Origin of the sequence: Hyphomicrobium sp., from assembly GCF_035687085.1 — a bacterium.
Classification (GTDB): domain Bacteria; phylum Pseudomonadota; class Alphaproteobacteria; order Rhizobiales; family Hyphomicrobiaceae; genus Hyphomicrobium_B.
The window spans coordinates 167,294-192,014 of record NZ_DASRYS010000012.1 but is presented as its reverse complement, the minus strand read 5'-3'; the positions used below and the strand labels follow the sequence as shown (position 1 = coordinate 192,014).

25 protein-coding genes are annotated in these 24,721 nt (G+C 61.6%); 14 read left to right on the top strand and 11 right to left on the bottom strand.

Translation table 11 applies throughout. The annotated features are described in order from the left end of the window. Positions 1-101: 101 nt before the first annotated feature. A complete protein-coding gene (locus VFG26_RS10195; protein ID WP_325024889.1) occupies positions 102-656 on the bottom strand; it encodes a DUF721 domain-containing protein in 555 nt (184 codons plus the stop codon). 98 nt (positions 657-754) lie between these two features. Here VFG26_RS10195 and mutY point away from each other — a divergent pair, with 98 nt between their 5' ends. Beyond that, entirely contained in the window at positions 755-1,885 is a 1,131-nt protein-coding gene (gene mutY, locus VFG26_RS10190) for an A/G-specific adenine glycosylase (RefSeq protein ID WP_325024887.1), read from the top strand. 18 nt (positions 1,886-1,903) lie between these two features. Here mutY and VFG26_RS10185 read toward each other — a convergent pair whose 3' ends face one another. From VFG26_RS10185 to VFG26_RS10175, 3 genes are all read right to left on the bottom strand, one after another. Further along, on the bottom strand, positions 1,904-3,019 hold the full coding sequence (locus VFG26_RS10185) for a site-specific DNA-methyltransferase (RefSeq protein WP_325024885.1): 1,116 nt from the start codon (positions 3,017-3,019) through the stop codon (positions 1,904-1,906). 163 nt (positions 3,020-3,182) lie between these two features. Continuing rightward, a complete protein-coding gene (locus VFG26_RS10180; RefSeq protein ID WP_325024883.1) occupies positions 3,183-3,821 on the bottom strand; it encodes a ribonuclease HII in 639 nt (212 codons plus the stop codon). Positions 3,822-3,853: 32 nt separating this feature from the next. After that, positions 3,854-4,966: a PA0069 family radical SAM protein gene (locus VFG26_RS10175; RefSeq protein ID WP_325024881.1), complete on the bottom strand. Its 1,113-nt coding sequence runs from the start codon at positions 4,964-4,966 to the stop codon at positions 3,854-3,856. 150 nt (positions 4,967-5,116) lie between these two features. Here VFG26_RS10175 and VFG26_RS10170 point away from each other — a divergent pair, with 150 nt between their 5' ends. Further along, positions 5,117-5,824, top strand: a complete 708-nt coding sequence (locus VFG26_RS10170) for a TIGR04283 family arsenosugar biosynthesis glycosyltransferase (protein ID WP_325024878.1) — start codon at positions 5,117-5,119, stop codon at positions 5,822-5,824. Between the two features lie 22 nt (positions 5,825-5,846). Here VFG26_RS10170 and moaB read toward each other — a convergent pair whose 3' ends face one another. Together moaB and VFG26_RS10160 are read right to left on the bottom strand one after the other, a co-directional pair. Continuing rightward, positions 5,847-6,389, bottom strand: a complete 543-nt coding sequence (moaB, locus tag VFG26_RS10165) for a molybdenum cofactor biosynthesis protein B (protein WP_325024877.1) — start codon at positions 6,387-6,389, stop codon at positions 5,847-5,849. 17 nt (positions 6,390-6,406) lie between these two features. Next, on the bottom strand, positions 6,407-7,255 hold the full coding sequence (locus VFG26_RS10160) for a uracil-DNA glycosylase (RefSeq protein WP_325024876.1): 849 nt from the start codon (positions 7,253-7,255) through the stop codon (positions 6,407-6,409). Between the two features lie 190 nt (positions 7,256-7,445). On the opposite strand from VFG26_RS10160, the gene VFG26_RS10155 reads away from it, so the two are divergent. From VFG26_RS10155 to VFG26_RS10145, 3 genes are all read left to right on the top strand, one after another. Then, on the top strand, positions 7,446-9,128 hold the full coding sequence (locus VFG26_RS10155) for an electron transfer flavoprotein-ubiquinone oxidoreductase (RefSeq protein WP_325024874.1): 1,683 nt from the start codon (positions 7,446-7,448) through the stop codon (positions 9,126-9,128). A 230-nt stretch (positions 9,129-9,358) separates the two neighbouring features. Beyond that, positions 9,359-11,176: a tetratricopeptide repeat protein gene (locus VFG26_RS10150; protein WP_325024872.1), complete on the top strand. Its 1,818-nt coding sequence runs from the start codon at positions 9,359-9,361 to the stop codon at positions 11,174-11,176. Between the two features lie 68 nt (positions 11,177-11,244). Then, complete coding sequence (locus VFG26_RS10145; protein ID WP_325024870.1) at positions 11,245-12,114, top strand: 4-(cytidine 5'-diphospho)-2-C-methyl-D-erythritol kinase; 870 nt, start codon at positions 11,245-11,247, stop codon at positions 12,112-12,114. A 24-nt stretch (positions 12,115-12,138) separates the two neighbouring features. Here VFG26_RS10145 and VFG26_RS10140 read toward each other — a convergent pair whose 3' ends face one another. Further along, on the bottom strand, positions 12,139-13,155 hold the full coding sequence (locus VFG26_RS10140) for a polyprenyl synthetase family protein (protein WP_414653276.1): 1,017 nt from the start codon (positions 13,153-13,155) through the stop codon (positions 12,139-12,141). A 100-nt stretch (positions 13,156-13,255) separates the two neighbouring features. On the opposite strand from VFG26_RS10140, the gene VFG26_RS10135 reads away from it, so the two are divergent. The 7 genes from VFG26_RS10135 (at position 13,256) to glyS (ending at position 19,183) form a co-directional block, all read left to right on the top strand. Beyond that, positions 13,256-13,489 (top strand): DUF2007 domain-containing protein, encoded by a 234-nt coding sequence (locus VFG26_RS10135; protein WP_325024868.1) that lies wholly within the window; start codon positions 13,256-13,258, stop codon positions 13,487-13,489. Next, a complete protein-coding gene (locus VFG26_RS10130) occupies positions 13,476-14,270 on the top strand; it encodes a tRNA1(Val) (adenine(37)-N6)-methyltransferase (RefSeq protein ID WP_325024866.1) in 795 nt (264 codons plus the stop codon). The genes VFG26_RS10135 and VFG26_RS10130 overlap by 14 nt, the downstream gene beginning before the upstream one ends. A gap of 96 nt (positions 14,271-14,366) precedes the next feature. After that, positions 14,367-15,197: a S49 family peptidase gene (locus VFG26_RS10125; RefSeq protein WP_325024864.1), complete on the top strand. Its 831-nt coding sequence runs from the start codon at positions 14,367-14,369 to the stop codon at positions 15,195-15,197. Between the two features lie 20 nt (positions 15,198-15,217). Continuing rightward, a complete protein-coding gene (locus tag VFG26_RS10120) occupies positions 15,218-15,427 on the top strand; it encodes a hypothetical protein (RefSeq protein WP_325024863.1) in 210 nt (69 codons plus the stop codon). A 170-nt stretch (positions 15,428-15,597) separates the two neighbouring features. Next, positions 15,598-16,548 (top strand): glycine--tRNA ligase subunit alpha, encoded by a 951-nt coding sequence (locus VFG26_RS10115; protein WP_325024861.1) that lies wholly within the window; start codon positions 15,598-15,600, stop codon positions 16,546-16,548. Then, positions 16,545-16,958, top strand: coding sequence for a hypothetical protein (locus VFG26_RS10110; RefSeq protein ID WP_325024859.1), 414 nt, complete (start codon positions 16,545-16,547; stop codon positions 16,956-16,958). The genes VFG26_RS10115 and VFG26_RS10110 overlap by 4 nt, the downstream gene beginning before the upstream one ends. 140 nt (positions 16,959-17,098) lie before the next feature. Then, positions 17,099-19,183, top strand: a complete 2,085-nt coding sequence (glyS, locus tag VFG26_RS10105) for a glycine--tRNA ligase subunit beta (RefSeq protein ID WP_325024857.1) — start codon at positions 17,099-17,101, stop codon at positions 19,181-19,183. Between the two features lie 81 nt (positions 19,184-19,264). Here the strand turns inward: glyS and VFG26_RS10100 are convergent, their stop codons facing one another. From VFG26_RS10100 to VFG26_RS10085, 4 genes are all read right to left on the bottom strand, one after another. After that, positions 19,265-19,564 (bottom strand): hypothetical protein, encoded by a 300-nt coding sequence (locus tag VFG26_RS10100; RefSeq protein ID WP_325024856.1) that lies wholly within the window; start codon positions 19,562-19,564, stop codon positions 19,265-19,267. 177 nt (positions 19,565-19,741) lie between these two features. Next, on the bottom strand, positions 19,742-21,643 hold the full coding sequence (locus tag VFG26_RS10095; protein ID WP_325024854.1) for an ABC-F family ATP-binding cassette domain-containing protein: 1,902 nt from the start codon (positions 21,641-21,643) through the stop codon (positions 19,742-19,744). 49 nt (positions 21,644-21,692) lie between these two features. Next, positions 21,693-22,043 (bottom strand): DUF3147 family protein, encoded by a 351-nt coding sequence (locus tag VFG26_RS10090; RefSeq protein ID WP_325024852.1) that lies wholly within the window; start codon positions 22,041-22,043, stop codon positions 21,693-21,695. Between the two features lie 4 nt (positions 22,044-22,047). Further along, positions 22,048-23,517 carry a DUF4339 domain-containing protein gene (locus VFG26_RS10085; protein WP_325024850.1) on the bottom strand — a complete coding sequence of 490 codons (1,470 nt, stop codon included), beginning with the start codon at positions 23,515-23,517 and terminating at the stop codon, positions 22,048-22,050. A gap of 162 nt (positions 23,518-23,679) precedes the next feature. On the opposite strand from VFG26_RS10085, the gene ndk reads away from it, so the two are divergent. Both ndk and VFG26_RS10075 read left to right on the top strand, forming a co-directional pair. Then, positions 23,680-24,102, top strand: a complete 423-nt coding sequence (gene ndk / locus VFG26_RS10080) for a nucleoside-diphosphate kinase (protein WP_325024848.1) — start codon at positions 23,680-23,682, stop codon at positions 24,100-24,102. A 53-nt stretch (positions 24,103-24,155) separates the two neighbouring features. Then, a complete protein-coding gene (locus VFG26_RS10075) occupies positions 24,156-24,671 on the top strand; it encodes a DinB family protein (RefSeq protein WP_325024847.1) in 516 nt (171 codons plus the stop codon). Positions 24,672-24,721 lie beyond the last annotated feature (50 nt).

The window sequence follows — 24,721 nt, the reverse complement described above, 5'->3', positions numbered from 1 at the left end:
GGGAACGGCGGTCAATCGACGCCGCCTAGCACGGATCTGGCGCCGGAATAAGCCGAAACCGCAGCTGAGGCAATAAACGGGCCGGTATTTAGCAGAAACCGCTATCGGCTGGAGGCGGCTGCAATGCTACGGCCCAGGGCCTCGAGAGCCGCCGCGATATCGCCTGGCGGAATGGCCGCGCTGGGGGTGGCAGGCCTAGTCCCAACCGTATTTTGCAAGGTCTTGGAAGCCGAACCCGCCAGCTGCGCGCGCGGAACCTGATGAACCTTGATCTGGCTGACGGCCCGGTATCCGAAATACCGGTTGATCCGGTCCATGATTTCCTTGTGCCGGTAGGAGACCTCGAGCGCAAAAGCCGGGTCGCACGCCACGACCAGTGTCGCCCCGGCGCTGCGTCCGGCTTCGTCCGCATCGACAGGCGCCCGTGCGCCGCGAGGCCATTTGATCGTCTCGGGCCGCGTCAGCCGCGCAATTTCGGCGCCGGCGATCGTTTCCCAGGAGGACATGATCTCGGCGCTGTGAAAGCCATACTTCTCGAACACCGCTGCGGTGACTTTCGGCACGAACGCGCCGACGGCCTTGGCGAACTGGCCTTTCACTTGCCGCACGTCAGGAGGCAACGGGTGCATCTGAGCTGTGGGTTCTTTAGTGCTCAAGTGCGTCTCTCATCGCGGTCAGGCTTGTGGTGACGGAAAGGAAGTCTAGCATTGTCGATGCGATTCGAGGTTCCCGCGCAACCGGAGAAGCAGGGCGCATGGGCGCGGTCCAGGAAAATGCAGCTCTACGCAAAAGCCAGCAACAACTGCCGTTGCGGCCGGCGGGACCATTGACCGTCAAGGCGCTCCTCGCGTGGTACGAAGCCGAGCGCCGCGATCTACCCTGGCGGTATGGTCCGCGCAAGAAGGCCGACCCTTACCGCGTCTGGTTATCCGAAATCATGTTGCAGCAGACGACCGTGAAGGCCGTCATTCCTTACTTCCAGAAATTCGTTGCGCGTTGGCCGACCGTCACCGCGCTGGCAGCTGCGGATCTTGAAGAGGTCCTGCAGCAATGGGCGGGCCTCGGTTACTATTCGCGCGCGCGCAATCTCAAGGCCTGCGCTGAAGCCGTCGCGCGTGATTACGGCGGCGAATTTCCGAGAACGGAAGGCGAGCTTCTGAAGCTACCGGGCATAGGCCCCTATACGGCCGCGGCCATTTCCGCGATCGCGTTCGGCGAAAAGGCGACGCCCGTCGACGGCAATATCGAGCGTGTCGTGTCGCGGCTGTTCGCGGTGAAGCAGCCGCTGCCCGCCGCCAAGCCCGAGATCCGCAGGCTCGCAGCCACTCTCACCCCCCAGCGGCGCGCGGGCGACTTCGCTCAAGCCATGATGGATCTCGGCGCCGAAATCTGCACGCCGCGAAAGCCCTCATGTTTGGTCTGCCCGCTACAACGCGATTGCGCGGCGAGCGCGCAAAACCTCGCGGAAGTCTTGCCCATGCGCGGCGTCAAGACCGCGCGGCCTTCGCGATACGGCGTGGCCTTCCTGGTGCAGCGGGAAGACGGCGCCATCCTCCTGCGGCAGCGGCCTGAGGCCGGGCTGCTCGGCGGTATGTTGGAAGTCCCCTCGACGCCGTGGGGCGACGCGCTGCCCGCTAAGAAGGAGGCAATGCGCGGCGCTCCCGTCACGACGGCGTGGCTACAGGTGCCGGGCGCCGTCGTTCACGTCTTCACGCACTTCCGGCTCGAACTGATCGTCTACCGCGCCATCGTGCCCGTCGATGCGAGCTTCACGCTATGGGCCGAGCAGGAACGCTGCCGGTGGGTTCACCGGCGCGATCTGCATGCGCAAGCCCTGCCGAGCGTGATGAAAAAAGTGATCGCGCACGGCTTGGCCGACAACTGAACCGAATAGCGGATAGACTTAGATCGACATGGAGCCGGTAAGACCAAGCTTCCGCTTGGCCTCTGACCGCAGATCGTCGATCGGCTTCAGCTTTCCTTCCGCCTCGAAGTGCCAGTACGTCCAGCCGTTGCAAGCGGCCTTGCCCTGAACGATCGCCCCGAGGCGATGAATGGACGCCTGCTGACCATCATAGAAGAGCGTGCCGTCGGCGCGCACTTCAGCGCGAACTTCGCGGCGGGGCCCGAACAGCTTGCGGCCCGGCTTGATGATGCCGAGTTCCAAGATCTGGCCGAACGGAATGCGCGGCTCGTTGCGCTTCGAGGGCAGCGTTTCGATTGCTTCCGTCTCGAGCGGCTGCACCTTGGCGATCCGTTCGTCCGCCGCTGTTGCGTAATCGATATCGCGCTCGATGCCGACGAACTTGCGGCCAAGCCGCTTCGCCACTGCGCCGGTCGTGCCGGTGCCGAAGAAGGGATCGAGCACCGTGTCGCCGGGCTTCGTCGAGGCGATCAGAATGCGATGGAGCAGAGCTTCCGGCTTCTGCGTCGGATGCGCCTTGCGGCCGCCATCGTCCTTCAGGCGCTCCGGGCCCGAGCAGATCGGGAACAGCCAGTCCGAACGCATCTGCAAGTCGTCGTTCGAAGCCTTGAGGCTTTCGTAATTGAACGTCACGCGCGATTTACGATCGCGGCCAGCCCAGATCATCGTTTCGTGCGCATTGGTGAAACGCTTGCCGCGGAAGTTCGGCATCGGGTTCACCTTGCGCCAGATGACGTCGTTCTGAATCCAGAAGCCGAGATCCTGGATCGCGACGCCGAGCCGGAAGATGTTGTGATAGGAGCCGATGACCCAGATGGCGCCATCCGGTTTCAACACGCGGCGCACTTCGGTCAGCCATGCGCGGCAAAAGGAATCATAGGCCTGAAAGTCGTCGAATTTGTCCCATTCGTCGTCGACGCCATCGACCTTCGTATTGTTCGGGCGCATCAAGTCGCCGGCGAGCTGCAGATTGTAGGGCGGATCGGCAAATACGAGATCGACGCTCGCAGTTGGGAGCTTTTTCAGCTCGGCGACGCAATCACCAACGAGAATCTTTCCGCTTTGCGAGCGGACTTTGGACCGACGCGAACCCATGTACACAACCTGCTACGCTACGAATTACAGAACACGCCCGCGCCGGTACGAGAGGCGCGAGCCAGCGAGCTTTGTACATGATCAGAAGGCCGCGTGAATACTTGTTCGACACACGCAGCGATTTAAATTTTCGATTCGATGTGCAACCTGGGATACTGCCGGACTAAGCGTCGGCAAGGGCAAGAGCCAATTGAACAGGTCTGAACGAGCGGCGATGGAGCGAGGAGACTCCAAGCTTCTCGATCGCAGCTTGATGCTCGGGTGTGCCGTAGCCCTTGTGGCGCTCAAAACCGTAACCCGGATACTGGCGCGCCATTTGAGTCATCAGGCGATCGCGAGTCACTTTCGCAACGATCGATGCCGCCGCGATGGAGAGGCACTTGGTGTCGCCCTTGATGATCGTGCGCGTCGGCACTCTGACGGGCGGGGCTCTGTTGCCATCGACCAGCACCAGCTTGGGAACTTCGGCGAGCTGTCTGACGGCCTCGGCCATCGCCCACATCGTGGCGCCCAGAATGTTCTCGCGGTCGATGCGCTCAACATCCGCAATCGCCACGCCGACGATCGCAACCTTCATGATGCGCCGGTAAAGATATGCTCGAGAGTCCTCATCGAGCATTTTGCTGTCGTCGATGTTCGCCGGGATCTTATCGGGATTGAGAATGACCGCCGCCGCAACGACCGGGCCGGCCCACGGTCCGCGACCCGCTTCATCCACGCCCGCGATCGGGCGGGAGCCGAGCAGATGTTCTGCAGCTTCGAGCTCGAACGTCGGCTTTATGCGCGAATCGGCGATCTTCATACGCCATTGTGATCATCGCGCTTATCTGCGTGTCAAAGTAGGCTGAGTTGTTGTCCACCGTTTCCCGGTTTGATGAAGAGGTCTTTCCGCAGCGGAATGCGCTCTTCGCTGAGACCCAGCCGCTTCTTCGCTAGGCGGAAACGCATCGCGATCTGAGTCGCATAGGGACCGCGGCCGCGCTGGCGGACACCGAAATCGGCCGTGTAGTCCCGCCCGCCGTGCATGGAGCGAAGAAGCGAGATCACCTTGTCGGCGCGATCGGGAAATTCCTCTCGCAGCCACTCGCGGAAGAGGTCTTTGATCTCGAGCGGCAGGCGGAGCAGCACGTATCCGGCTTCACGCGCGCCGGCCTCCCGGGCCGCTTCCAATATCGGCTCGATCTCGTGGTCCGTCAGGCCCGGAACGATCGGCGCCACCATGACGGTCACGGGAATTCCGGCCTCGGAGAGCAGCCGCACCGCCTCCAGTCGCTTGGACGGCGTCGCTGCGCGCGGCTCCATCGCGCGAGCAACGTGACGGTCAAGCGTCGTGATCGAGATGGCGACCCGCGCCAAATTCTTTGCCGCCATTGGGCCGAGAATGTCGATATCGCGCGTGACGAGCGCCGACTTCGTAATCATGCCGAGCGGATGATTGGCCCTCGCCATGACTTCCAGGACCGACCGCGTGATCCTGTGCTCCCGCTCGATCGGTTGATAGGGATCGGTATTGCCGCCGATCACGATCGTGTCCGGCTTGTAGCCTGGCTTCTTGAACTCGCGCTCCAGCAGAGCCGCGGCGTTGGGCTTGGCATAAAGCTTCGTTTCGAAATCGAGACCGGCGGAGTGCCCGAGATAGCAATGCGTCGGCCGCGCATAGCAGTAGATGCAGCCGTGCTCGCAACCTTTGTACGGGTTTATCGAGCTGTCGAAAGAAACGTCGGGGCTGTCATTATGTGAGATGATCGTCTTGCTGGTGTCCTCGAAGACCTCCGTCTTGAAGGCCTCCAGCTCGCCGAGCGTCTCCCATCCGTCGTCGAACTCTTCGTGCGCCTGGGCTTCAAAACGCCCAGACTTGTTCGACCGCGCCCCCCGCCCACGGCGGCGCTCGGAGTCGACGATATCCGGCATCGCCGGAAAATCAGAAATGTCTCTTTCTGCTGCCATATCGAGCGAGGCGACCTCAAAATCCCGCTTCCCATAGCAGCATTCCTGGAACAAATAAAGAACAAAGCCTAGACGAGGCGATGGCGATTGGTTAAGACCCGCGACTTGGCGCGCCTTGCCGCACGTCCTCGGCCGTGGCAGGAGAGGAATATGATTTCGGTGATCATTTCTGCTTGTAACGCCGAGCACAGGTTGGCGGCGACGCTGTCTGCTCTGGTCCCCTCCGCCGTGGACGGGATCGTCACACAGGTGATCGTCGTCGATGGCGGATCAACCGACAGAACCGCTGAGATCGCAGATCAGGCCGGTGCCGACATCGTCCTCAGCGCTCCCGGCCGCGGCGGGCAGCTCGCCCAAGGGGCGGCCTCCGCACGGTTCCCATGGCTTCTCTTTCTCCATGCCGGCACTGTCCTGGAAGAGGGCTGGGAACGCAGCGCAACCGCCTTCATGCGCCGTGTCGATTACGGCGAACGGCCGATCGCGGCCGGCGCGTTCAAGTTCCGTCTCGACGATAACGGCATCGCCCCGCGGCTCCTCGAGCGGCTCGTCCACCTGCGATGCAAGATCCGGCGCATGCCATACGGCGACCAGGGTCTGCTCATTCCGCGGCAGCTCTTCGATGCAGTCGGCGGCTACAAGAACCTGCCGATCTTGGAAGATATTGATCTGGCCCGCCGCCTCGGCCGCAAACGCTTGGTCATGCTGGACGCGAACGCCGTCACGCCCGCCGAGCAATACAAGCGGGGCGGTTATCTCTTGAGTTCTGTCCGCAATCAGATCTGCCAGATGCTTTACGGCGCCGGGCTGCCCATCAGCATGATCGCTCGCCTTCACGGCAACGCCGAGACGGCGCGTTAAAGCGCTCTGCCGATTTACTCAATCAGCCCGCGGTACGATGCTCTTCGAGTCGGGGCATGATCTCGACGAAATTGCACGGCCGATGGCGTGCATCGAGTTGGAATTTCAAGATCCCGTCCCACGCATCGCGGCATGCGCCGGTCGATCCGGGCAAGCAGAAAATGAACGTCCCGTGCGCTACGCCTCCGCACGCCCGCGACTGGATGGTCGACGTCCCCACCTTCTGAAAAGACAGCATATGAAAGAGGATCGCGAAGCCTTCGATCTCTTTCTCAAAGAGCGGCTTCACCGCTTCTGGAGTTACGTCCCGGCCCGTGAACCCCGTGCCACCCGTCGTGATCACGCAATCGACCGAAGGGTCGTTGATCCAGCCCTCGACAATGCTTCTGATGAGCGCCGTGTCGTCCTTCACGAGCTTGCGCCCGGCCAAGACATGTCCCGATTCGCCAATCGCGCGCTCGAGATAGTCACCTGACGTATCTTCCGCGATCGTACGTGAGTCCGACATCGTCAGGATCGCGATCCGAACGGGGACGAATGTGCGCTGAAGGTCAATGCCCGCCATGACGGTCCTCGTGGTATCTAGAGCTTTGTCCGTATCTGCAACAGATCCATCCAGGCGAGCTGCTTCGCCGCCGGGGTCCGGAGCAGATAGGCCGGATGCAATGTCGCAAGGGCAGGGATCTTACGGTCGCCGATTGTAAGCTCGCGCCATTTGCCCCTGAGCCGCATGATGCCCTCCGAGGCGCCGAGGATCTCTTTCGCCGCCGAGCCGCCTACCGCGACAACGATCTTCGGAGAGACGAGTTCGATCTGCCGTTCAAGGAACGGCCGGCAGGCAAGCGTCTCCTGCGGCGTGGGCGTCCGATTGCCCGGCGGCCGCCAATAGACGACGTTAGTGATGTGCACGTCGGCCTCTGTGCGCCCGATCGCCGTGAGCATCTTATCGAGCAACTGTCCGGCCTTGCCCACGAACGGCTTGCCGGCAAGGTCCTCGTCCCGGCCCGGGGCTTCGCCAATGATCATCAGGTCGCTGGCTGGCGCGCCCCGGTAAAAGCAGAGCTTTGTGGCGGTGGCCTTCAACCCGCAGCCGTCGAAATTCTGTAAGGCAGCTTCGAGCTCCTGCAGCGTATTGGCCGCGCGCGCAATCCGCCGCGCATTGGTTTCCGCCTCGCTCGCCCCAAGCGGCGTGACGGCCCGAGGTCTGCCGGGCTCAACAGCACTCGCGGCGCGGGGAGGTCTGGCCGATGGGCGAGCCTCGGCGCGTGGCGCATCGGACGGAGGCTTGAGGCCCGGCGCCGGATCGCCGCGCTCCGGCCAAGCAAAGGCGGACCCCGGCGCGTCGTTTCCGCGCGAAAGCCAGTCATGCGCTGTATCGCCCACAGCGGCATCCGCGCCCATGGCTTGCAACCAATTGAGCAGCGAAAGCATTTCGTTTTCGGCGTTCGATCTCTCCATGGGCCCAGAGAATAGAGGCGCAGCGATGCAATTGCACGCGGCGGCGCGCCGCTGCCAGCCTTTGCGGATGGACAACTCCCATGTAAACCCGTCGGCTTGACGCGTTCCATAGCGGGACCTAATCGAGCATAAAGCAACTTTCAGCAATCAAATCGAGGTGAAGATGTCTGCTGACGAGGCCGAGCTGCCGCCGCGCGAGGCGATGGATTTCGACGTTGTGATCGTCGGAGCCGGCCCAGCGGGTCTGTCAGCTGCCATTCGCTTGAAGCAGAAGGCCGCAGAAGCAGGCTCCGACATCTCCGTTGTCGCCGTGGAAAAAGGGTCGGAAGTCGGAGCCCACATCCTCTCCGGCGCTGTCATCGACCCAATCGGCATCAATCGCCTCTTCCCGGATTGGAAGGAACGCGGCGCGCCCATCGAGACGCCCGTAACCGAGGACGTCTTTCGTGTGCTTGGCCCAGAAGGCGACATTCGCCTACCCAGTTGGCCGATGCCGCCGATGCTGAAGAACCACGGCAACTACATCGTCAGCCTGGGTTCCGTTTGCAAATGGCTGGCCGAGCAGGCAACCGAGCTTGGCGTCGAAATCTATCCCGGCTTCTCGGCGAGCGAAATTCTCTACGACGAAAGCGGAGCCGTCGTTGGCATCGCGACGGGAGACATGGGTGTCGGCCGCGATGGCGCGCCGACGGACAATTACGTGCGCGGCATGGAATTGCGCGCCAAGTACACGCTGGTCGCCGAAGGCGCGCGTGGCTCTCTCTCGAAAGTTCTAATCCGTCAGTTCGATCTGGCGAAGGGGCATGAGCCGCAGAAATATGGCATCGGTCTGAAAGAACTTTGGCAGGTCGCCCCTGAAAAGCATCGGCCCGGACATGTGCAGCACACGTTTGGATGGCCGCTCGATAGCCGCACCGGCGGCGGCTCGTTCCTTTATCACTACGGGGACAATCTGGTTTCCGTTGGCTTCGTCGTGCACTTGAACTACGCCAATCCATATCTGTCGCCGTTCGACGAATTCCAGCGCTTCAAAACGCATCCGGCCATCCGCGATGTATTCGCAGGCGGCAAGCGCATCGGCTACGGCGCGCGCGCGATTACCGAAGGCGGCTGGCAGTCGATGCCGGATCTCGTCTTCCCCGGCGGAGCCTTGCTGGGCTGCGCCGCAGGCATGGTGAACTTGCCGCGCATCAAGGGCAGCCATAACGCCATTCTGTCCGGTATCGCCGCCGCCGACGCGGTCGTGGATGCGCTCGCAGCGGGCCGCGCGCACGACAAGCTCGAAGATTATGAAAAAGCCGTCCGCACCGGCGAGATCGGACGCGATCTGAAAACCGTTCGCAACATGAAGCCGCTGTGGTCGCGCTTCGGCACCTACCTTGGCGTTGCGCTGGGTGGCTTCGATCTTTGGCTCAACACGATCATTCGCGGCGTTGGCCTGGGCTTCACTCTAAAGCATGGGAAAACGGATGCTGCGGCGACTGGGCTCGCGGCTAATTACAAGCCGATTGCCTACCCCAAGCCCGACGGCAAGCTGACGTTCGACAGGTTGACGAGCGTATCCTTCTCGGGAACCAATCACGAAGAAAATCAGCCCGTACATTTGAAGTTACTTGACCCGGCAGTGCCGATCGCAATCAATCTTCCCGAGTACGCCGAGCCCGCGCAGCGCTACTGCCCTGCTGCGGTCTATGAAGTCGTGACGGACGAGGTCGGCCAGCCGAAATTCCAGATCAACGCGCAAAACTGCGTACACTGCAAAACTTGCGATATTAAAGATCCGAGCCAAAATATCGTTTGGACCTGCCCCGAAGGCGGCGGTGGGCCCAATTACGCCGGAATGTAGCGTTCAAAGATAACGGCAGAAGGAACATAACTTCCACTGCGTTCAGCAAACATGATGGCGCTGGCGAAGCCGTTTGCGCGTAATTGCGCGTGCGCAATGTGCGGAACGGTTAGCAATTTCGAATCATGTCCCATTTTTCACGCGAAGCGTGTCGCCAACCGAGCGGTAACTTTGCTAGGTTTGGGTCCGCAGGAATCGAACTGGCTTCCGGCAGCAAAGGAATGATGTCAATGCGGGGACCCCTCGGGCGCGGGCTGATCACAGGCCTCGGTGCGATCGCGATGACCGTCGCCGGGTTTTTCAGCGAGGCTCCGGCCCGCTCTCAAGACCAAGACTTCAGCCAGAACGAGATATCGAACTCGGTTCTAGGCAATTATCTGGCCGGACGTTTCGCGCGCGCCGCTCAGGACACGCAGGAGGCGGCGGACTTCTACGGGCGAGCCCTCGAACGCGATCCAACGAACGAGGTCCTGCTCGAGCAGGCCTTCCAGATGGAGACGATGTCGGGGAACTGGCCCAAGGCCATTCCTCTTGCTGAACAGCTGGCCGCAACGCGCCAGTCGCATCGGATGTCCCAGTTTCTCCTGGGCGTGACCGCATTCAAGAAGAATGACTTCAAGAAAGCCGAAGAGCACTTCACAGCGGCTTCCGAAAATCCCATCGGTGAGTTGACCAGCGCAATCGCTGTCGGCTGGACGCGTCTAGCGGCCGGAGATGCCGACGGCGCGCTGAAGGCGCTCGATCTTTCCAAGCAGCCTGAATGGGCCCAGTTCTATCTGCGCTATCATCGCGCGCTGATTGCCGATCTCGCGGGGCGCAAGGCGGATGCGCGCGCGTCCTTCGAGAAAGTTTTCAAGCGGGACAGCCGCACGCTGCGCACGTCGCTCGCATACGCCCAGTCGGCAGCCCACTATGGAGACTTCAAGGTCGCCCGTCAGGTCGTGAAGGAGCAACTGGCGAAAACGCAGGGCGATCCACATCCGCTCGCGAAAGAGATGCTGGACATCATCAATCGCAAGGAAAAGCCGCCGCTCTTGATCACGAACGCGACGGATGGCTTGTCGGAAGTGTTTTACGGCTTGGGCGAAGCCCTGGCTGGAGAAGGTGGCGTCAGTCTCGGCACGATCTATCTGCAACTGGCGCTCGACGCCAAGCCCGATCACGCCTTTGCGCTCGCGGCACTCGCGAACGCTCAGGAAGCCGTGAAGCGGTACGAAGACGCGATCGCGACCTACGACAGGATTCCCAAAGGGACGCCGCTGCAGAGTGCGATCGACATTCGCAAGGCCTTCGATCTGAACTCGCTCGACAAGCCGGAGGAGGCGAAGGCCATTCTCCTGAAGCTCATCGAGGAGAACCCGAAGGACGTCCGCCCGCTCGAGGCTCTGGGCAACATCATGAGAGCGCGCAAGGACTACGCGGGCGCCGTGACGTACTTCACCAAGGCCCTCGCGCTGCTCAACAAGAACGACCCGCGCAACTGGGGTTACTATTACGCCCGTGGCACGTCCTACGAGCGGCTGAAGAACTGGCCGGCTGCCGAAGCGGATTTGAAGCGCGCGCTGGCGCTCGCGCCCGATCAGCCTCTGGTTCTGAACTATCTCGGCTACTCTTGGGTGGATCAGGGCAAGAACCTCAAGGAAGGCACGCGTCTGATCGAGAAGGCGGTGCAACTAAAACCTGACGACGGCTACATCGTCGATAGTCTCGGGTGGGCGCACTATAAGCAGGGCAACTTCAAGGAGGCCGTGCGCTTCCTCGAGCGTGCCGTGGAGATCAAGCCGGAAGATCCGACCCTGAACGACCACTTGGGCGATGCGTTTTGGAAAGTTGGCCGCGAGCGCGAGGCCCGCTTCCAGTGGAGCCAGGCTCTTTCGCTCGATCCCGAACCGCAGGATGTCGACAAGATCAAGTCAAAGCTTGAACACGGTCTCGATGCCAAGGGCGAAGCCAAAAACGCCGAGAAGACGAGGCAGGTTCAACGCGAAACTTCGCGCCGGCGCAGTGAAAACAAGGCCGGATCGCCCCAGAGCCGGGCCGTGGAATAATCTATTTGCAAATCCGGATGATAATACGGGCGCCATTTGGCGCCCGTTTTTGATAATGCTGAGAATTCATGCCCGCCAATCCGGAATTTGCTCCCGCCAAAATCAACCTGACGCTTGAAGTTCTGGGCCGCCGCGGCGACGGCTATCACGAGCTGCAAAGCCTCGTCGCTTTCGCCCGCGACGTTGGCGACCGCCTGACGCTCGGCCCCGGCACGGCGGGCGAAACCAAGGTCGAAGGGCCGTTCGCCAGCGCGCTCGCAGGCCCGAACCTCGTAGATAAAGCTATCGCTGCCATTAAGCGCTTGGCACCCGATTGCCAGCTCGGCAGCCTGACGCTTGAAAAGAATCTGCCCATCGCCAGCGGCATCGGCGGCGGATCGGCGGACGCGGCAGCCGCGCTGAGGATCCTCAGTGCCGAATATCCAGAAGTCGCAAAGCTCGACCTCGAAGCTGTCGCGCGCACCCTCGGCGCTGACGTCCCCGTTTGCTTGCGCAGCAAAAGCGCGATCATGACAGGGATCGGCGAAGAAATTCGTGACGTCGATCTGCCGGGCGAGTTCTTCGCCATCCTCGCAAATCCGCTCGACGAGGTGCCGGCCAACAAGACAGCGGAAGTCTTTCGTCTGCTCGGGGCACCGCCGTTACCAACCAACTCAACAGCGGAACGGCCGCCGGTGCTGTCGTCTTTCGGCGAACTGATCAGATACGCGGCAACGCGTGGCAATGCACTGGAAGGACCTGCACGCCAGATCTTCCCGCAGGTCGGAATGATGCTGTCGGAATTGGCGAAGCTGCCGCGCTGCCGCCTCGCGCAGCTCTCAGGTGCGGGGCCGACTTGCTTCGCTCTCTTCGATACGCAGCAAGCCGCTGCATACGGCGCGCGGATCCTGAAATCCGCGCAACCTCAGTGTTGGATCACGACGACGCGTTTGATGTAGTTCGCGAGATTTGCTTCGCGAAGATCAGTGCGTGCGGCCGATGCAGAAGCCGATCACCTGCTCCAACGCATCCTTCTCCCGGCTTGCGGGGAAGATAGCGAGCGCATCGCGTGCAATTGCCCCGTAAGAGCGCGCGCGCTCGAACGTGGCTTCGATGGCCTTGTGCCGCCGCATGAGGCTAACAGCGTGCTCAAGATCGCCGTCGGCGATCTCGCCCTCGGCAATGGTGCGGTTCCAGAACTGCCGCTCGTCGTTCGAACCGCGCCGGAACGAAAGAATGACCGGCAGCGTGATCTTGCCCTCGCGGAAATCATCGCCGACGGATTTGCCAAGGCGGCTGCTGTCGCCGGCATAGTCGAGCGCGTCGTCGACGAGCTGGAACGCGAGGCCCAAGTTCTTGCCGTAGGAGCGAAGGGCGGCCTGCTCTTCGACCGGGCGCTGGGCAAGCGCAGCGCCGGATTCCGCCGCAGCAGAAAACAGAGCCGCGGTCTTGGAGTTGATGATGGAGAGGTAATCGTCTTCCGTGGTCGAGGTGTTCTTGGCGGCAGCGAGCTGCATGACCTCGCCTTCCGCAATCGTCGCAGCGGCGTTCGACATGATGCGAAGCACGCTCAGCGATCCGACATCGACGAACATCTTGAAGGCCTGGCCGAGCAGAAAATCGCCAACGAGAACGCTCGCCTGATTGCCCCAGATCATGCGCGCCGTTTTCCGCCCGCGCCGCGTCGAACTCTCATCCACGACATCGTCGTGAAGCAGCGTCGCTGTGTGCATGAATTCGACCGCAGATGCCGTACGGATGTGGCCGTTGCCGCCGTATCCGCAAAGTTTGGCAGACGCGAGCGCCAGCATTGGTCTCAAACGCTTGCCGCCGCTGTCGATGAGGTGGTGTGCAAGCTCGGGGATCATGTCCACGTCAGACACGGCCTTGTCGAGGATGATCCGGTTTATGGCCTCCATGTCATCCGACACGAGGTCGAGAAGCGGTTGCAGCTTCTGTCCCGTTTCCCGGACATCTTCGAGTGGAATGACGCGACCCAAGTTGGCCCCCAATTTTTTACACCATGCTAATATAGGTAGTTGCCTTTAGGCCGTCACCCAGCCTTGGCCGCCTTCGATCTTCCATACTTTAGGATTTGCCATGCGCGAGTTGATTGTGACGAATGAACCCGTCCTCATCAGTTACGCAGAAGCGCTGCTGAAGGATCAGCGCATCGAGGCGATGGTATTTGATCGAAATATGAGCCTTATGGAAGGGTCAATCGGCGCTTTCCCGCGGCGTCTCGTCGTTTCTGACGATGAATGGGCTGAGGCAGCCCAGATCCTACGAGACGCAGGACTTGGCGAATGGGTGGTCGGCAATGCGCGTAAATGAGGTATCGGTCATCGACGCTGCAACCGAAGACCTCTTCCTAGGCGAAGCGTTGACCGTCCGCCAGCCGCGGAATGGTTATCGCGCGGGTACGGATGCAGTGCTGCTCGCCGCGTTGATGAGCCCTGAGACCGCGGGAAAAGGCCCAATATTGGATGTTGGTGCGGGGGTCGGCGTGGTCGGCCTCTGCGTTGCTGCGCGGTGTCCGGATGCCCACGTTGTGCTCATTGAGCGCGAAGCCGATCTTGCCATGCTCGCGCGGCACAATATCGAACGCAACGGGCTTGGAATGCGCGTTTCGGTTGTCGAAACCGATATAGCGCGTCCTGCCGATGCACTCTCGCGCGCGGGTATCGCATCGGAGTCGTTCCCGGTCGTCCTTGCCAATCCGCCGTACCACCACGAGGGCCGGGGAACAGCCGCGCCGAGCCCCTTGAAGGCCGTCTCTCATCAGATGCCCGAGAACGCGTTGGAGATATGGGCGCGCTTCATGACGCGCATGGCCATGCCCGGCGGCCGCGTCGCGATGATCCATAAGGCGGAGGCCCTGCCTCAGATTTTATCCGTCTTTGAGGGGCGGTTCGGCGGCGTCGGCATTTTGCCCATTTACCCGCGTGCCGGTGCAGCTGCAATCCGGGTGATCGTTAGCGGCGTGAAGGGCAGCCGCGCGCCGATCACGATCAAACCGCCGCTCATTCTACACGGACCAGGACAGGCGTTTCGGCCCGAGGTCGAGGCCATTTTCAGGCACGGCGCCGCATTGCCAGCGCAATTCGGCGGCTGATCGCCTCTGGCAAGCAGCATACTGTTGCACTAGATCATCCAACTCCTTTCTCATAGCGCAACGTCAGAGCGAAACAGCTGACCGGAGTGAAGCTTTATGTGGCCCTTTACACGCAAGCCAGTCGTTCCCGTTTTGCGTTTCAGCGGCCCGATCGGCATGGCAACGCCGTTGCGCCCTGGCCTCTCGCTGACGAGCTACGCAGGGGCGATCGAGAAGGCGTTCTCGCTTTCGAAGCTTCCCGCCGTTGCAGTCGTGGTCAATTCGCCCGGCGGCTCGCCGGTGCAGTCGAACCTCATCTTCAATCGCATCCGTCAGCTGGCGGCAGAGAAAGAAAAACGTGTTTACGTTTTCTGCGAAGACGTAGCCGCTTCGGGCGGATACTTCCTCGCAATCGCCGGCGATGAAATTTACGCCGATCCCTCATCGATCATCGGCTCGATCGGCGTCGTATCCCGCAGCTTCGGCTTCGTCGATCTCCTGCAGCGGCTTGGCGTTGAACGGCGCGTCTATACGGCCGGTACCGACAAAAACCAGCTCGATCCCTTCCTGCCTGAAGATCCAGGCGATGTCGCGCGTCTGAAGGCGATCCAGCAGGACGTGCACGACGTCTTCATCGGGCTCGTCAAGGAACGCCGGCTCGGCAAGCTGAAGGGCTCCGATGGCGAGCTTTTCTCCGGCGCATTCTGGTCGGCCGCCAAAGCCGCAGACTTCGGCTTGATCGACGGCATCGCGGATGTCCGAAGCAAGATGCGGCAGATGTTCGGCGATACGGTCAGGCTGAAAGTCATAGAGCCGGACCGGGGAGGGCTGCTATCCCGTCTTCGGAGGGCGCCGGGTGCGTCCGGGCTCGGCAATGGCCTTGCTTTTGCCGATGATCTAGTGTCGGCTATGGAAACCCGATCGCTTTGGTCGCGGTTTGGAATTTAGGTGGCCGGAGGGCCTTGCAAATGCCCCCAGTGATGTTTCTGGCGATCGTCGGCGTAGCGGGCCTTGCAGGTTACCGGCTCCTATCGGCGATTTCGCGTAATGCCCAGTCCGGCGCGCGCAAGGCCGACGAAGCCGTGCGCCGCGCGGCAGCTCACGTGCGCGATCTCGGCAGTCTCGAATGGGACGAAGCCGCTGGCGTATATAAGCCCCGGGCGCAGCGCGAGAATTGAACCGCTAAGCTGCGGCGGCAGCCTTCACGGCTCTCCCGGCGTTTAAACTTCGCTCAAAGGCATCTCCCGCGGCTCACGGTGCAGGAAAACCTCACCCGGCCTTAGCAATGCGTGACAAGCCCCGGGTTACGCGTATATTGCCCGCGAATTAAGCCCGAAGAGCAAGAAAAATGTCCCAAACGACGGTTTCGACGCGAGCCGCCCGGCTTCCCGCGTTGCGCCCCAAAGCTGCCTTTCAAGACCTGATCCTGACGTTGCAGAGCTTCTGGAGCGCTCAAGGCTGCGTCGTGCTCCAGCCCTACGACATGGAAGTGGGCGCGGGCACCTTTCACCCGGCAACGACATTGCGCGCGCTGGGCCCCAAGCCCTGGTCTGCGGCTTACGTACAGCCGTCCCGCCGTCCCAAGGATGGCCGCTACGGTGAAAACCCGAACCGGCTGCAGCACTACTACCAGTTCCAGGTCATCATGAAGCCGTCTCCGGCGAATATCCAGGAGCTCTACCTGGCGAGCCTCGACGCCATCGGCATTGATACTTCGCTGAATGATGTTCGCTTCGTAGAAGACGACTGGGAAAGCCCGACGCTCGGCGCCTGGGGTCTCGGCTGGGAGGTCTGGTGCAACGGTATGGAAGTATCGCAATTCACCTACTTCCAGCAGGTCGGCGGCTTCGACTGCAATCCGGTTGCGGGCGAGATCACGTATGGTCTGGAGCGCCTTGCGATGTACGTTCAGGGCGTGGACCGGGTTTATGACCTGAACTTCAACGGCCGCGACGACGATAAGCGCCTCTCATATGGCGACGTCTTCCTGCAGGCCGAGCGCGAGTATTCCCGCTTCAACTTCGAGCACGCAGACACCGAGATGCTGCTCCGCCATTTCAGAGACGCTGAAGCCGAGTGCAAGGCATTGCTCGAGGCTGGAGCGAAAGGTGGCGAGGAGCACTTGCTCGCGCTTCCCGCCTACGATCAGTGCATCAAAGCGAGCCATATCTTCAACCTGCTCGACGCTAGGGGCGTGATCTCGGTCACGGAGCGCCAGAGCTACATCCTGCGCGTCCGTGACTTGGCGAAAGCCTGTTGCGCCGCGTGGCTGAAGACAGAAGGAGGAGGACGCGCATGACTGACACGACGCTCGGCATAATAGCGCTCGCTGCGCCACTACTCATCATCGGAGCTTTCGCTCTGCGGCGAATGCCCTGGATACTGGCCTTTTTCGTTGCTCTGGTTGCCGTGGGCATTGGCTATCTCGATACCACCGGCGCCACGCGTGACATCGGCCATACGGTCAGGGCTACGCTTCCTGCCGGACTTGTCCCTGAGCACAAGCACGCGGAAGAAACGGCACCCGCGGACGAAGGTGCGGCCATGAAGGCCGAGACACCGCCGCCGGCGCCAGCCGAAACGCCGCCGGCCGAAGCGCCCACGCCTGCAGCAGAGACCGCGCCCGAAACGCCCGCAAGTCCGTCTCCCGAGACGAACCCGGAAGCGGCGCCTGCACCTGCTCCGGCACCCGCGCCAACGAACCCTTAACGACTTTCTCTCCTCGTTTGCGCCCTGCAGCGAGGAGAGGCCTAGGGTGAGGCCCGCCACAGCGGCCTACATCTCAACCCCTCGCCCGTGCTCTTTCCTCACTGAGGGATGAGAGCTTTTTTCACCGAGACCGATCTTGCATGTCTGAACTACTACTCGAGCTTCTATCCGAGGAGATTCCCGCGCGCATGCAGCTGCGCGCAGCGGATGATTTGAAGCGTCTCGTCGTTGACGGCCTGAAGGCACGCGGCCTGGACGTTGGCGATGCTCGTGCTTATTCGACGCCGCGCCGCTTGGCGCTCGTCGTTGAAAACGTACCCGCTGGTTCGCCCGCGATCTCGGAAGAGAAGAAGGGCCCGCGGGTCGGAGCACCGGAAAAGGCCGTTGAAGGATTTCTGAAATCCGCGGGTCTTGCGTCAATCGAAGACGCGACGATCGTCAAGGACGAGAAGAAGGGCGATTACTACGTCGCCAAGATCGAGAAGCCCGGCCGTCCCGCGCCCGAAATCATCGCCGAAACGGTGACAGAAGTCGCCGCCAAGTTCCCTTGGCCGAAGTCGATGCGCTGGGGATCGTCGCCCTTCCAGTGGGTGCGCCCACTGCAATCGGTGCTCTGCCTGCTCGGCGGCAAGGTCGTCCCGTTCGAGATCAATGGACTGCCGTCAGGACACGAAACGCGCGGCCATCGCTTCTTAGGCGCGGGCCCGTTCAAGGTGAAAAGCTTCGCCGATTATGAGGCCAAGCTCGCAGAGCATCACGTGAGGCTCGATCCCGCAAAGCGCGTCGCGGCGATCTCCGAACAAGCCCACGCGCTCGCGAAGGAAGCCAAGCTCGAACTCGTCGAGGACGAAGCTTTGATGGCCGAGAACGCCGGTCTCACCGAATGGCCCGTCGTGCTGATGGGCACGTTCGATAAAGCCTTCCTCGATGTTCCGGCCGAAGTTTTGATGACGTCGATGAAGACGCATCAGAAGTGCTTCTCATTGCGCGATCCGAAATCGAAGAAGCTCGCCAACAAGTTCCTGCTCGTGTCGAACCTCGTTGCCTCCGACGGCGGCGCGCAGATCGTCTCCGGCAACGAGAAGGTGATCCGCGCCCGGTTGTCGGACGCCAATTTCTTCTGGGAGCAGGATCTGAAGCATCCGCTCGGCGAGATGGCAGGCAAGCTCGCCGGCATCACCTTCCACGAAAAGCTCGGCAGCCAGAAGGATCGCGTCGATCGCATCGAAGAACTGGCCTTCGAACTGGCTGGCGCCTGCGATGCCGACCCGCAGGACGCGCGCCGCGCCGCTGGTCTTTGCAAAGCCGATCTCGTCTCCGAAATGGTCGGCGAGTTCCCCGAGCTGCAGGGCTTGATGGGCCGCTATTACGCCGAGCACGTCGGCACCAAGCCCGAGATCGCCCGCGCGATTGAGCTGCACTACAAGCCAAAAGGCCCGACCGACGTCGTGCCGCGCGAAGACCAGGGCGATGCCGTCGCCGTAGCCGTCGCGCTCGCCGATAAGCTCGATACGCTCGTCGGCTTCTGGGCCATCGGCGAAAAACCGACGGGCTCCGGCGATCCCTATCAGCTCCGCCGCGCCGCTCTCGGCGTCATCCGCATCGTGCTGGAAAACGATCTGCGCGTACCTCTCGGCAAGCACATCCAGCAAAGCCTCGCGCTGCAAAAGGTGACTGCGAAGTCGCCCGCAGAAATCGCTGACGACCTCCTTTCCTTCTTCGCCGATCGCCTGAAAGTCTTCCTCCGCGATCAAGGCAAGCGCCACGATCTCATCGACGCCGTGTTCGCGCTCGGCGGCCAGGATGATCTGGCGCTCATCGTCCGCCGTGTCGAAGCCCTCGATACGTTCTTGAAAACGGATGACGGTGTGAACCTTCTCGCCGGCGTCAAGCGCGCCGCGAACATCCTCGCCATTGAGGAAAAGAAGGACAAGAAATCCTACGCCGGCGCCTACGATCTGTCCCTTCTGCAAGAGACGGAAGAAACCGCGCTCGCCGCCGCCATCGAGGCGGTGAAGCAGGATACGGTCGCGGCGATACAGGTCGAGAACTTCGCAGGCGCCATGCGTGCGCTCTCGGAACTGCGCGCGCCGGTCGATCGGTTCTTCGATAAGATCCTCGTCAACGCGGACGATCCGAAAATCCGCGAAAACCGCCTGCGGCTCTTGTCAGAAATCCGCGCCGCAACGCAAACCGTGGCCGACTTCTCGAAAATCAGCGGCTGATCGTTTCCAACGCAAAAAAATCCCCGGCGCAGAGCCGGGGATGAAGTTGGGAACGGAGGATAGGCAAGAACACTCGACTTACTACTTAGTGCCAGGGCTCTCCGCCCCGGCCACCAACGCAAACTTCGTCGGCGCAGAAATCTTCTCGTTCGGATGCGATACCGGCTGCGCCTGGGAACTGAAATAATTGGGACCGCTCATCGTACGGAGCCACTGAATTGTGATGTTGGCCGCGTAAGCGAACGTGATGATCGCAACCACGACGCCGATCGAGAGCGCCGCAACGTAAGCAACGTATTCAGAAACCACCAACTTCGCGCTCGCAGCCTGTGCGCGAGGAGGGTTCGGCCGTAAGGGGTGGTGCACGAATTTCTGCTTCATGGCTGTTCTCTACCTGCGCAGTACGCGGGGGGGCACTTGTGGCTGCGCGATCATTTGAACTTCGCGAAGCTCAAATGGGTTCCGAATCCGTGTTCGTCCAGATGGGGACAATCGCGACGAATTAGCCGCTTCGGGTGAGCCGGCGCGTGCAGAGCAGCCGAAAAAAGCAAATAAATCCTAGGCTTCGACTTGGGCCGATGCCTCTTCGAAGGCTTCGGTCGCCATCAGCCACGCCTCTTCGGCCGCCTGCAGGTCACGCGCGAGCTGCCCGCGCTTCTGCGCGGCAGCCTGCGCCTTTTGCGGATCGGTGCTGTAGATCTCGGTATCCCCCAGCACAGCATCGAGCTTTGCGATGTCTTTCGTTAGATTTTCGACCTGCTTTTCGGCGGCCATCATCGCTTTCTTCAGCGGCGCCAGTTCCGCGCGTTTCTCGGCAGCCGCCCGGCGCTGATCGGCACGCGACGAGCGCGGATCGCCGTTCGTCTCCTCGCGCCGTTCCGAAGTCCGTGCACCGCGTTCCTCGAGCAGCAGCGCGCGATAACTTTCCATATCCCCGTCGTAGGTCTTAACGGATCCATTGCGCACGAGCAGAAGCCGGTCGGCGCTGGCTTCGATCAGGTGCCGGTCGTGGCTGATGAGAATGACCGTGCCGTTGTATTCCATCAGCGCGCGTATCAACGCCTCACGGCTGTCGACGTCGAGATGGTTCGTCGGCTCGTCGAGAATGAGGACATGCGGACCATTGAAAGCGGTCAGCGCCAAAAGCAGGCGCGCTTTCTCGCCGCCCGAAAGCTTCTCGCACGCCGTATCCGCCTTATCGGCGCTAAAGCCAAATGTTCCGAGCTTCGTCCGGCGCTGCGCCTCCGTCGCGTCGGGCATCATCTTCAGCATGTAGTCGTAAGGCGTCGCTTTCGGCTGCAAATCATCGAGCTGATGCTGCGCGAAATATCCAACCTCGATCTTCTGCGCGCCAAAGACTTCGCCAGAGAGCGGCTTCAAACGTCCCGCAATCAATTTGGCGAGCGTCGACTTGCCGTTGCCGTTCTGGCCGAGCAGCGCGATACGGTCATCGTTGTCGATGCGCAGATCGATGCCGGAGAGAATGGGCCGTTCCGCCTCGTATCCGGCGGTCGCTTTCTCGATCCGGAGCAGCGGGCTGGCAATGACCTTCTGCGGATCGGGGAAGTGGAACGGCACCACGCGCTCGTCCACCTGCTCCGCGATCGGCTGCATTTTCGCGAGCGCCTTGACGCGGCTTTGCGCCTGCGCCGCCTTGGTCGCCTTCGCCTTGAAGCGATCGATGAAGGCCTGCAAATGCCGGCGCTGCTCGTCCTGCTTCTTCTTGAGTTTCATTTCGAGGCGCTGCTTCTCGCGCCGCGTTTCTTCGAAATCATCGTAACCGCCGGAGTAGAGCGTCAGCTTCCCCCGATCGAGATGCAGGATCGACGTCACCGCGCGATTGAGCAGATCGCGGTCATGGCTGACGATCAGAACCGTGTGCGGATAAGCCTTCAAATGATTTTCGAGCCAGAGCGTGCCTTCGAGATCGAGGTAGTTCGTCGGCTCGTCGAGCAGCAGAATGTCTGGCTTCAGGAACAGGATCGAGGCGAGCGCCACACGCATCCGCCAGCCGCCAGAGAACTCGCGGCAGGCGCGCTGCTGGGCTTCCTCGTCGAAACCCAGACCCGCCAGAATGCGCGCCGCGCGCGACGGCGCCGAATGCGCGTCAATGTCCGTCAGCCGCATCTGGATTTCGGCGATACGATCCGGGTCCGTCGCCTCTTCGGCCTCGGCCAGCAGACTTGCCCTCTCGGTATCAGCCGAAAGCACCCAGTCGAGAAGGCTATCGTCGCCACCCGGCGCCTCCTGCGCAACGTGCCCTAGCCGGGCATTCCGCGGCATGGAAATCGACCCGTCGTCTGGAGCGACCTCGCCTTTCAAGAGACGCAACAGCGTCGTCTTGCCCGCGCCATTGCGCCCGACGAGCCCGACCTTGTGGCCGGACGGGATGGCGGCCGTCGCCGACTGCAAAATCGGTCTGCCTTCGATGCGATAGGTGAGATCGTTGATATGGAGCATGGGCGAAGCCGATAGCTGGTCCGCCGCCTCCTGTCACTGGGTCAGAGGGTCAGAGCGCGACGCCGAAACGCGCGAGAATGCTGGCCATTGCTGCATAGGCCACGACGGTTAATCCGCAGGCGATCGCAAGGCTCAGCCAGAAATCGAAGCCGCGCGCGAGCAGCACCGGCAACACGACGAAGAGCACGAGCGAGGGCAGCACATACCAGAAGATGCTGTAGGACAGGCTCGCGACTTTCCCCACATCACCCGTCTCGCCATAAAGCCAGACAAAAGCGAGAAGAGACGTGATCGGCAGCGAAGCCAAAATACCGCCTAGAAGCGTCGATCGCTTCGCAACTTCCGAAATCGCAACGACGAGAACCGCGGTCAAGAGCACCTTGATCGCGGCGTAGGCCATCGCATCACCCGGACACGACGGGCTTCAGCGTTTCGAAAAGCAGCCGTTCGCGAACGGCTTTGTCCTGCACGGACAAGTGGGCGACGAACCACTCCTGCACCATCTTGCAGACCTGCTCCGGCTCGCGCTTGGCCAAGAGCTTCGGATTGGAGAAGACCTGAAGATCTTCCTCCTTCCAGCCGAGCTTGCTGAGCTCCTTGATTAGGATGTCGTAGTCGCTCTTGACGGCCGAGTCATGCTTGACCGGGCTTTTTGTGCCTTCGGAGATCGCCTCGAAAATGGCTCCGGCCTGCGCATTGAGCGCGGTCGCAGTCTCCGGATTTTCCATCATCTGCACGACCGCCGGGCTCGTCTCGCCCTTCGAAATGAAGCCAAAGCAGGCGCTGACGCTCTGCGCCCTCAGCGCTTTCAGATGATCGAGGAATGCCTGCGCGATCGCTTGCAGCCGGTCCGGACTAGCAGCCAGTGCTTTCTCCGCATTCTGCCGGCGCAGATTGACGAGGCTCTGGGCCAGGAGCGCGGCAACCTCGTTATTGGACTTGTTTTCAGCGACGAGCTTGTTGGCATCGCCAATCTGGGCAGCGTACCAATCCGGATATTCTTTCTTGATGAGCGACCACACCGCCACCTTCTGCAGGCGCTGGTCGAGCGGCGAACCATCGATTGCCGTCGTCGGACCAGCGGCGGGCGGCTGCGGCTCAATCGCCGCAACCTGCGTACCCTGGCTTGGCGCTTCGGCAGCCGGTGCAGGATCGGGCTCGGGTGCCGAGACGGATGCTGTCGTCGTCGGGCTCGCCGCACTCGTGATCACGTCATTCGCCGCCGGAGGCGCCGAGGTCGTCACGGAATTGTCGGCGAAATGATCTACCGGCTGCTGTGTCTCCGCGGCTGCGGTGGGGCGAGCGCCAGTGTCCGGAGCCGAAACAATCGGGGCGTGCTCAGCCGATGCGACGGGATCATCCCCGCGATAGGTCGCGAGCGCAAAGGCGCCCCCGCCGATGAGCGTGATGGCAACGCCAGCGATCGCCAGCCGCTTCACCAGATTCCGGTCCATCCGGGACGGCGGCTGCTGCGAATAATCGTGGCCTTGGTCGTCGGGGCGGGCGCTGGCCATGCTGGGATAATGCGTCGGCTCACCGCGCGAACTCGCGCTTATGGTGGCCCCTTGCGCGCGGGCAGGGGCTTGCTTCGGTTCATCACCGAGAGTTTCAAACGCGGTCGGAAAGACTGCCGGCGCCGCCTGCCATTCGGGCATCCCCGGCCGCCAGATAAGGTCGCTGAGACGAAGGTAGTTGTGCGCGACGAACGTGCGCATCTCGACGTCAGTCAGCGGCCCGTGCTGCTTGCCGTCGCGAGCAATATACCACTGAATTTCGTTGGCCTGTCCCGTCATCACCGCTTCTTCGCACACGGAGGCATCGCTGCCCCACCACTCGACCGTGCGCTTCGCGCCGGCCCACACTGTTATACGCAATTGCGCCCGTCAATCGGGCGATTATGCGGTCAACCACGACTTCTTGCGTACGACGTGCAACCGCATGCTACGATTGGGTGCACGCCAGCCGCTTGCTGCTAGCTGTGCGCATCGCTATAAGCCCGCTCACCCCGAATAATATACGTAAAGCGAGACAGACTTATGGCCATCGAACGCACGTTTTCAATTATCAAGCCCGACGCTACGCGCCGTAATCTCACTGGCAAGATCAACGCCGTGATCGAAGACGCCGGTCTGCGCATCGTGGCTCAGAAGCGTGTGCGGTGGACCCGTGCGCAGGCTGAAAAATTCTATGAAGAACACAAGGCACGGCCTTTTTACGGCGAACTCGTGGATTTCATGACCTCGGGCCCGGTCGTTCTGCAGGTTCTCGAAGGCGAGAACGCCATCGCCAAGTACCGCGAAGTCATGGGCGCGACCGACCCCAAGGAAGCCGCTGAAGGCACGATCCGCAAACTTTTCGCGGAATCGAAGGGCTCTAACTCGACGCACGGCTCCGACAGCGCCGCCGCCGCCGAGCGCGAGATTGCTCTCAACTTCGGTCTCCACGAGATCGTCGGCTGAACGGGCAACAATACGCCTGAGGCGTCGTGCGGACATAAAGGGCTGGAGCAGATATGATCTTGCCAAGCTATGTCCGCACGCTCGCCCGCTATAACAGCTGGCAAAACGCCAACATTTATGGTGCGGCCGAAGGCCTGAGCGACCAGCAGCGCAAAGAGGATCGAGGCGCATTCTTCGGCTCGATCCACGCCACCCTCAATCATATCCTCTGGGCCGATCAAACCTGGTTGCACCGGCTGGGTCCAGCGGCGCCTCCAGCGAAACGGACGATCGCGGAGGGGCTCTCACTCCACGAGTCCTGGGATGATCTGAAAGCTGAGCGCCGCCGCTTCGACGGCCTCATTCAGGACTGGGCAAACCACCTCCAGCCATCCGACTTGGAAGGTGATCTGGCCTGGGTTTCAGGCGCGACCGGCCGTCAATTGACGCGCTCTCGCGCTTTCCTGACCGCCCACATTTTCAATCATCAGACCCACCATCGGGGCCAAGTGCACGCACTTCTGACCGGGTTTGGCGTCAAACCGGGTGTGACGGACATGCCCTTCGGGGATGATATCTACATGGGCTAACCGGCCCAATTGAGCCGGCGCCATGCTTTGCAAATTGAATGGAAGGCGGC

Excerpts from the sequence above, each read along its gene's own strand:
- mutY (WP_325024887.1), top strand. The coding sequence starts at position 755 with ATGGGCGCGGTCCAGGAAAATGCAGCTCTACGCAAAAGCCAGCAACAA.
- VFG26_RS10185 (WP_325024885.1), bottom strand. The coding sequence starts at position 3,019 with ATGGGTTCGCGTCGGTCCAAAGTCCGCTCGCAAAGCGGAAAGATTCTC.
- VFG26_RS10180 (WP_325024883.1), bottom strand. The coding sequence starts at position 3,821 with ATGAAGATCGCCGATTCGCGCATAAAGCCGACGTTCGAGCTCGAAGCT.
- VFG26_RS10175 (WP_325024881.1), bottom strand. The coding sequence starts at position 4,966 with ATGGCAGCAGAAAGAGACATTTCTGATTTTCCGGCGATGCCGGATATC.
- VFG26_RS10170 (WP_325024878.1), top strand. The coding sequence starts at position 5,117 with ATGATTTCGGTGATCATTTCTGCTTGTAACGCCGAGCACAGGTTGGCG.
- moaB (WP_325024877.1), bottom strand. The coding sequence starts at position 6,389 with ATGGCGGGCATTGACCTTCAGCGCACATTCGTCCCCGTTCGGATCGCG.
- VFG26_RS10160 (WP_325024876.1), bottom strand. The coding sequence starts at position 7,255 with ATGCTTTCGCTGCTCAATTGGTTGCAAGCCATGGGCGCGGATGCCGCT.
- VFG26_RS10155 (WP_325024874.1), top strand. The coding sequence starts at position 7,446 with ATGTCTGCTGACGAGGCCGAGCTGCCGCCGCGCGAGGCGATGGATTTC.
- VFG26_RS10150 (WP_325024872.1), top strand. The coding sequence starts at position 9,359 with ATGCGGGGACCCCTCGGGCGCGGGCTGATCACAGGCCTCGGTGCGATC.
- VFG26_RS10145 (WP_325024870.1), top strand. The coding sequence starts at position 11,245 with ATGCCCGCCAATCCGGAATTTGCTCCCGCCAAAATCAACCTGACGCTT.
- VFG26_RS10135 (WP_325024868.1), top strand. The coding sequence starts at position 13,256 with ATGCGCGAGTTGATTGTGACGAATGAACCCGTCCTCATCAGTTACGCA.
- VFG26_RS10130 (WP_325024866.1), top strand. The coding sequence starts at position 13,476 with ATGCGCGTAAATGAGGTATCGGTCATCGACGCTGCAACCGAAGACCTC.
- VFG26_RS10125 (WP_325024864.1), top strand. The coding sequence starts at position 14,367 with ATGTGGCCCTTTACACGCAAGCCAGTCGTTCCCGTTTTGCGTTTCAGC.
- VFG26_RS10120 (WP_325024863.1), top strand. The coding sequence starts at position 15,218 with ATGCCCCCAGTGATGTTTCTGGCGATCGTCGGCGTAGCGGGCCTTGCA.
- VFG26_RS10115 (WP_325024861.1), top strand. The coding sequence starts at position 15,598 with ATGTCCCAAACGACGGTTTCGACGCGAGCCGCCCGGCTTCCCGCGTTG.
- VFG26_RS10110 (WP_325024859.1), top strand. The coding sequence starts at position 16,545 with ATGACTGACACGACGCTCGGCATAATAGCGCTCGCTGCGCCACTACTC.
- glyS (WP_325024857.1), top strand. The coding sequence starts at position 17,099 with ATGTCTGAACTACTACTCGAGCTTCTATCCGAGGAGATTCCCGCGCGC.
- VFG26_RS10100 (WP_325024856.1), bottom strand. The coding sequence starts at position 19,564 with ATGAAGCAGAAATTCGTGCACCACCCCTTACGGCCGAACCCTCCTCGC.
- VFG26_RS10095 (WP_325024854.1), bottom strand. The coding sequence starts at position 21,643 with ATGCTCCATATCAACGATCTCACCTATCGCATCGAAGGCAGACCGATT.
- VFG26_RS10090 (WP_325024852.1), bottom strand. The coding sequence starts at position 22,043 with ATGGCCTACGCCGCGATCAAGGTGCTCTTGACCGCGGTTCTCGTCGTT.
- ndk (WP_325024848.1), top strand. The coding sequence starts at position 23,680 with ATGGCCATCGAACGCACGTTTTCAATTATCAAGCCCGACGCTACGCGC.
- VFG26_RS10075 (WP_325024847.1), top strand. The coding sequence starts at position 24,156 with ATGATCTTGCCAAGCTATGTCCGCACGCTCGCCCGCTATAACAGCTGG.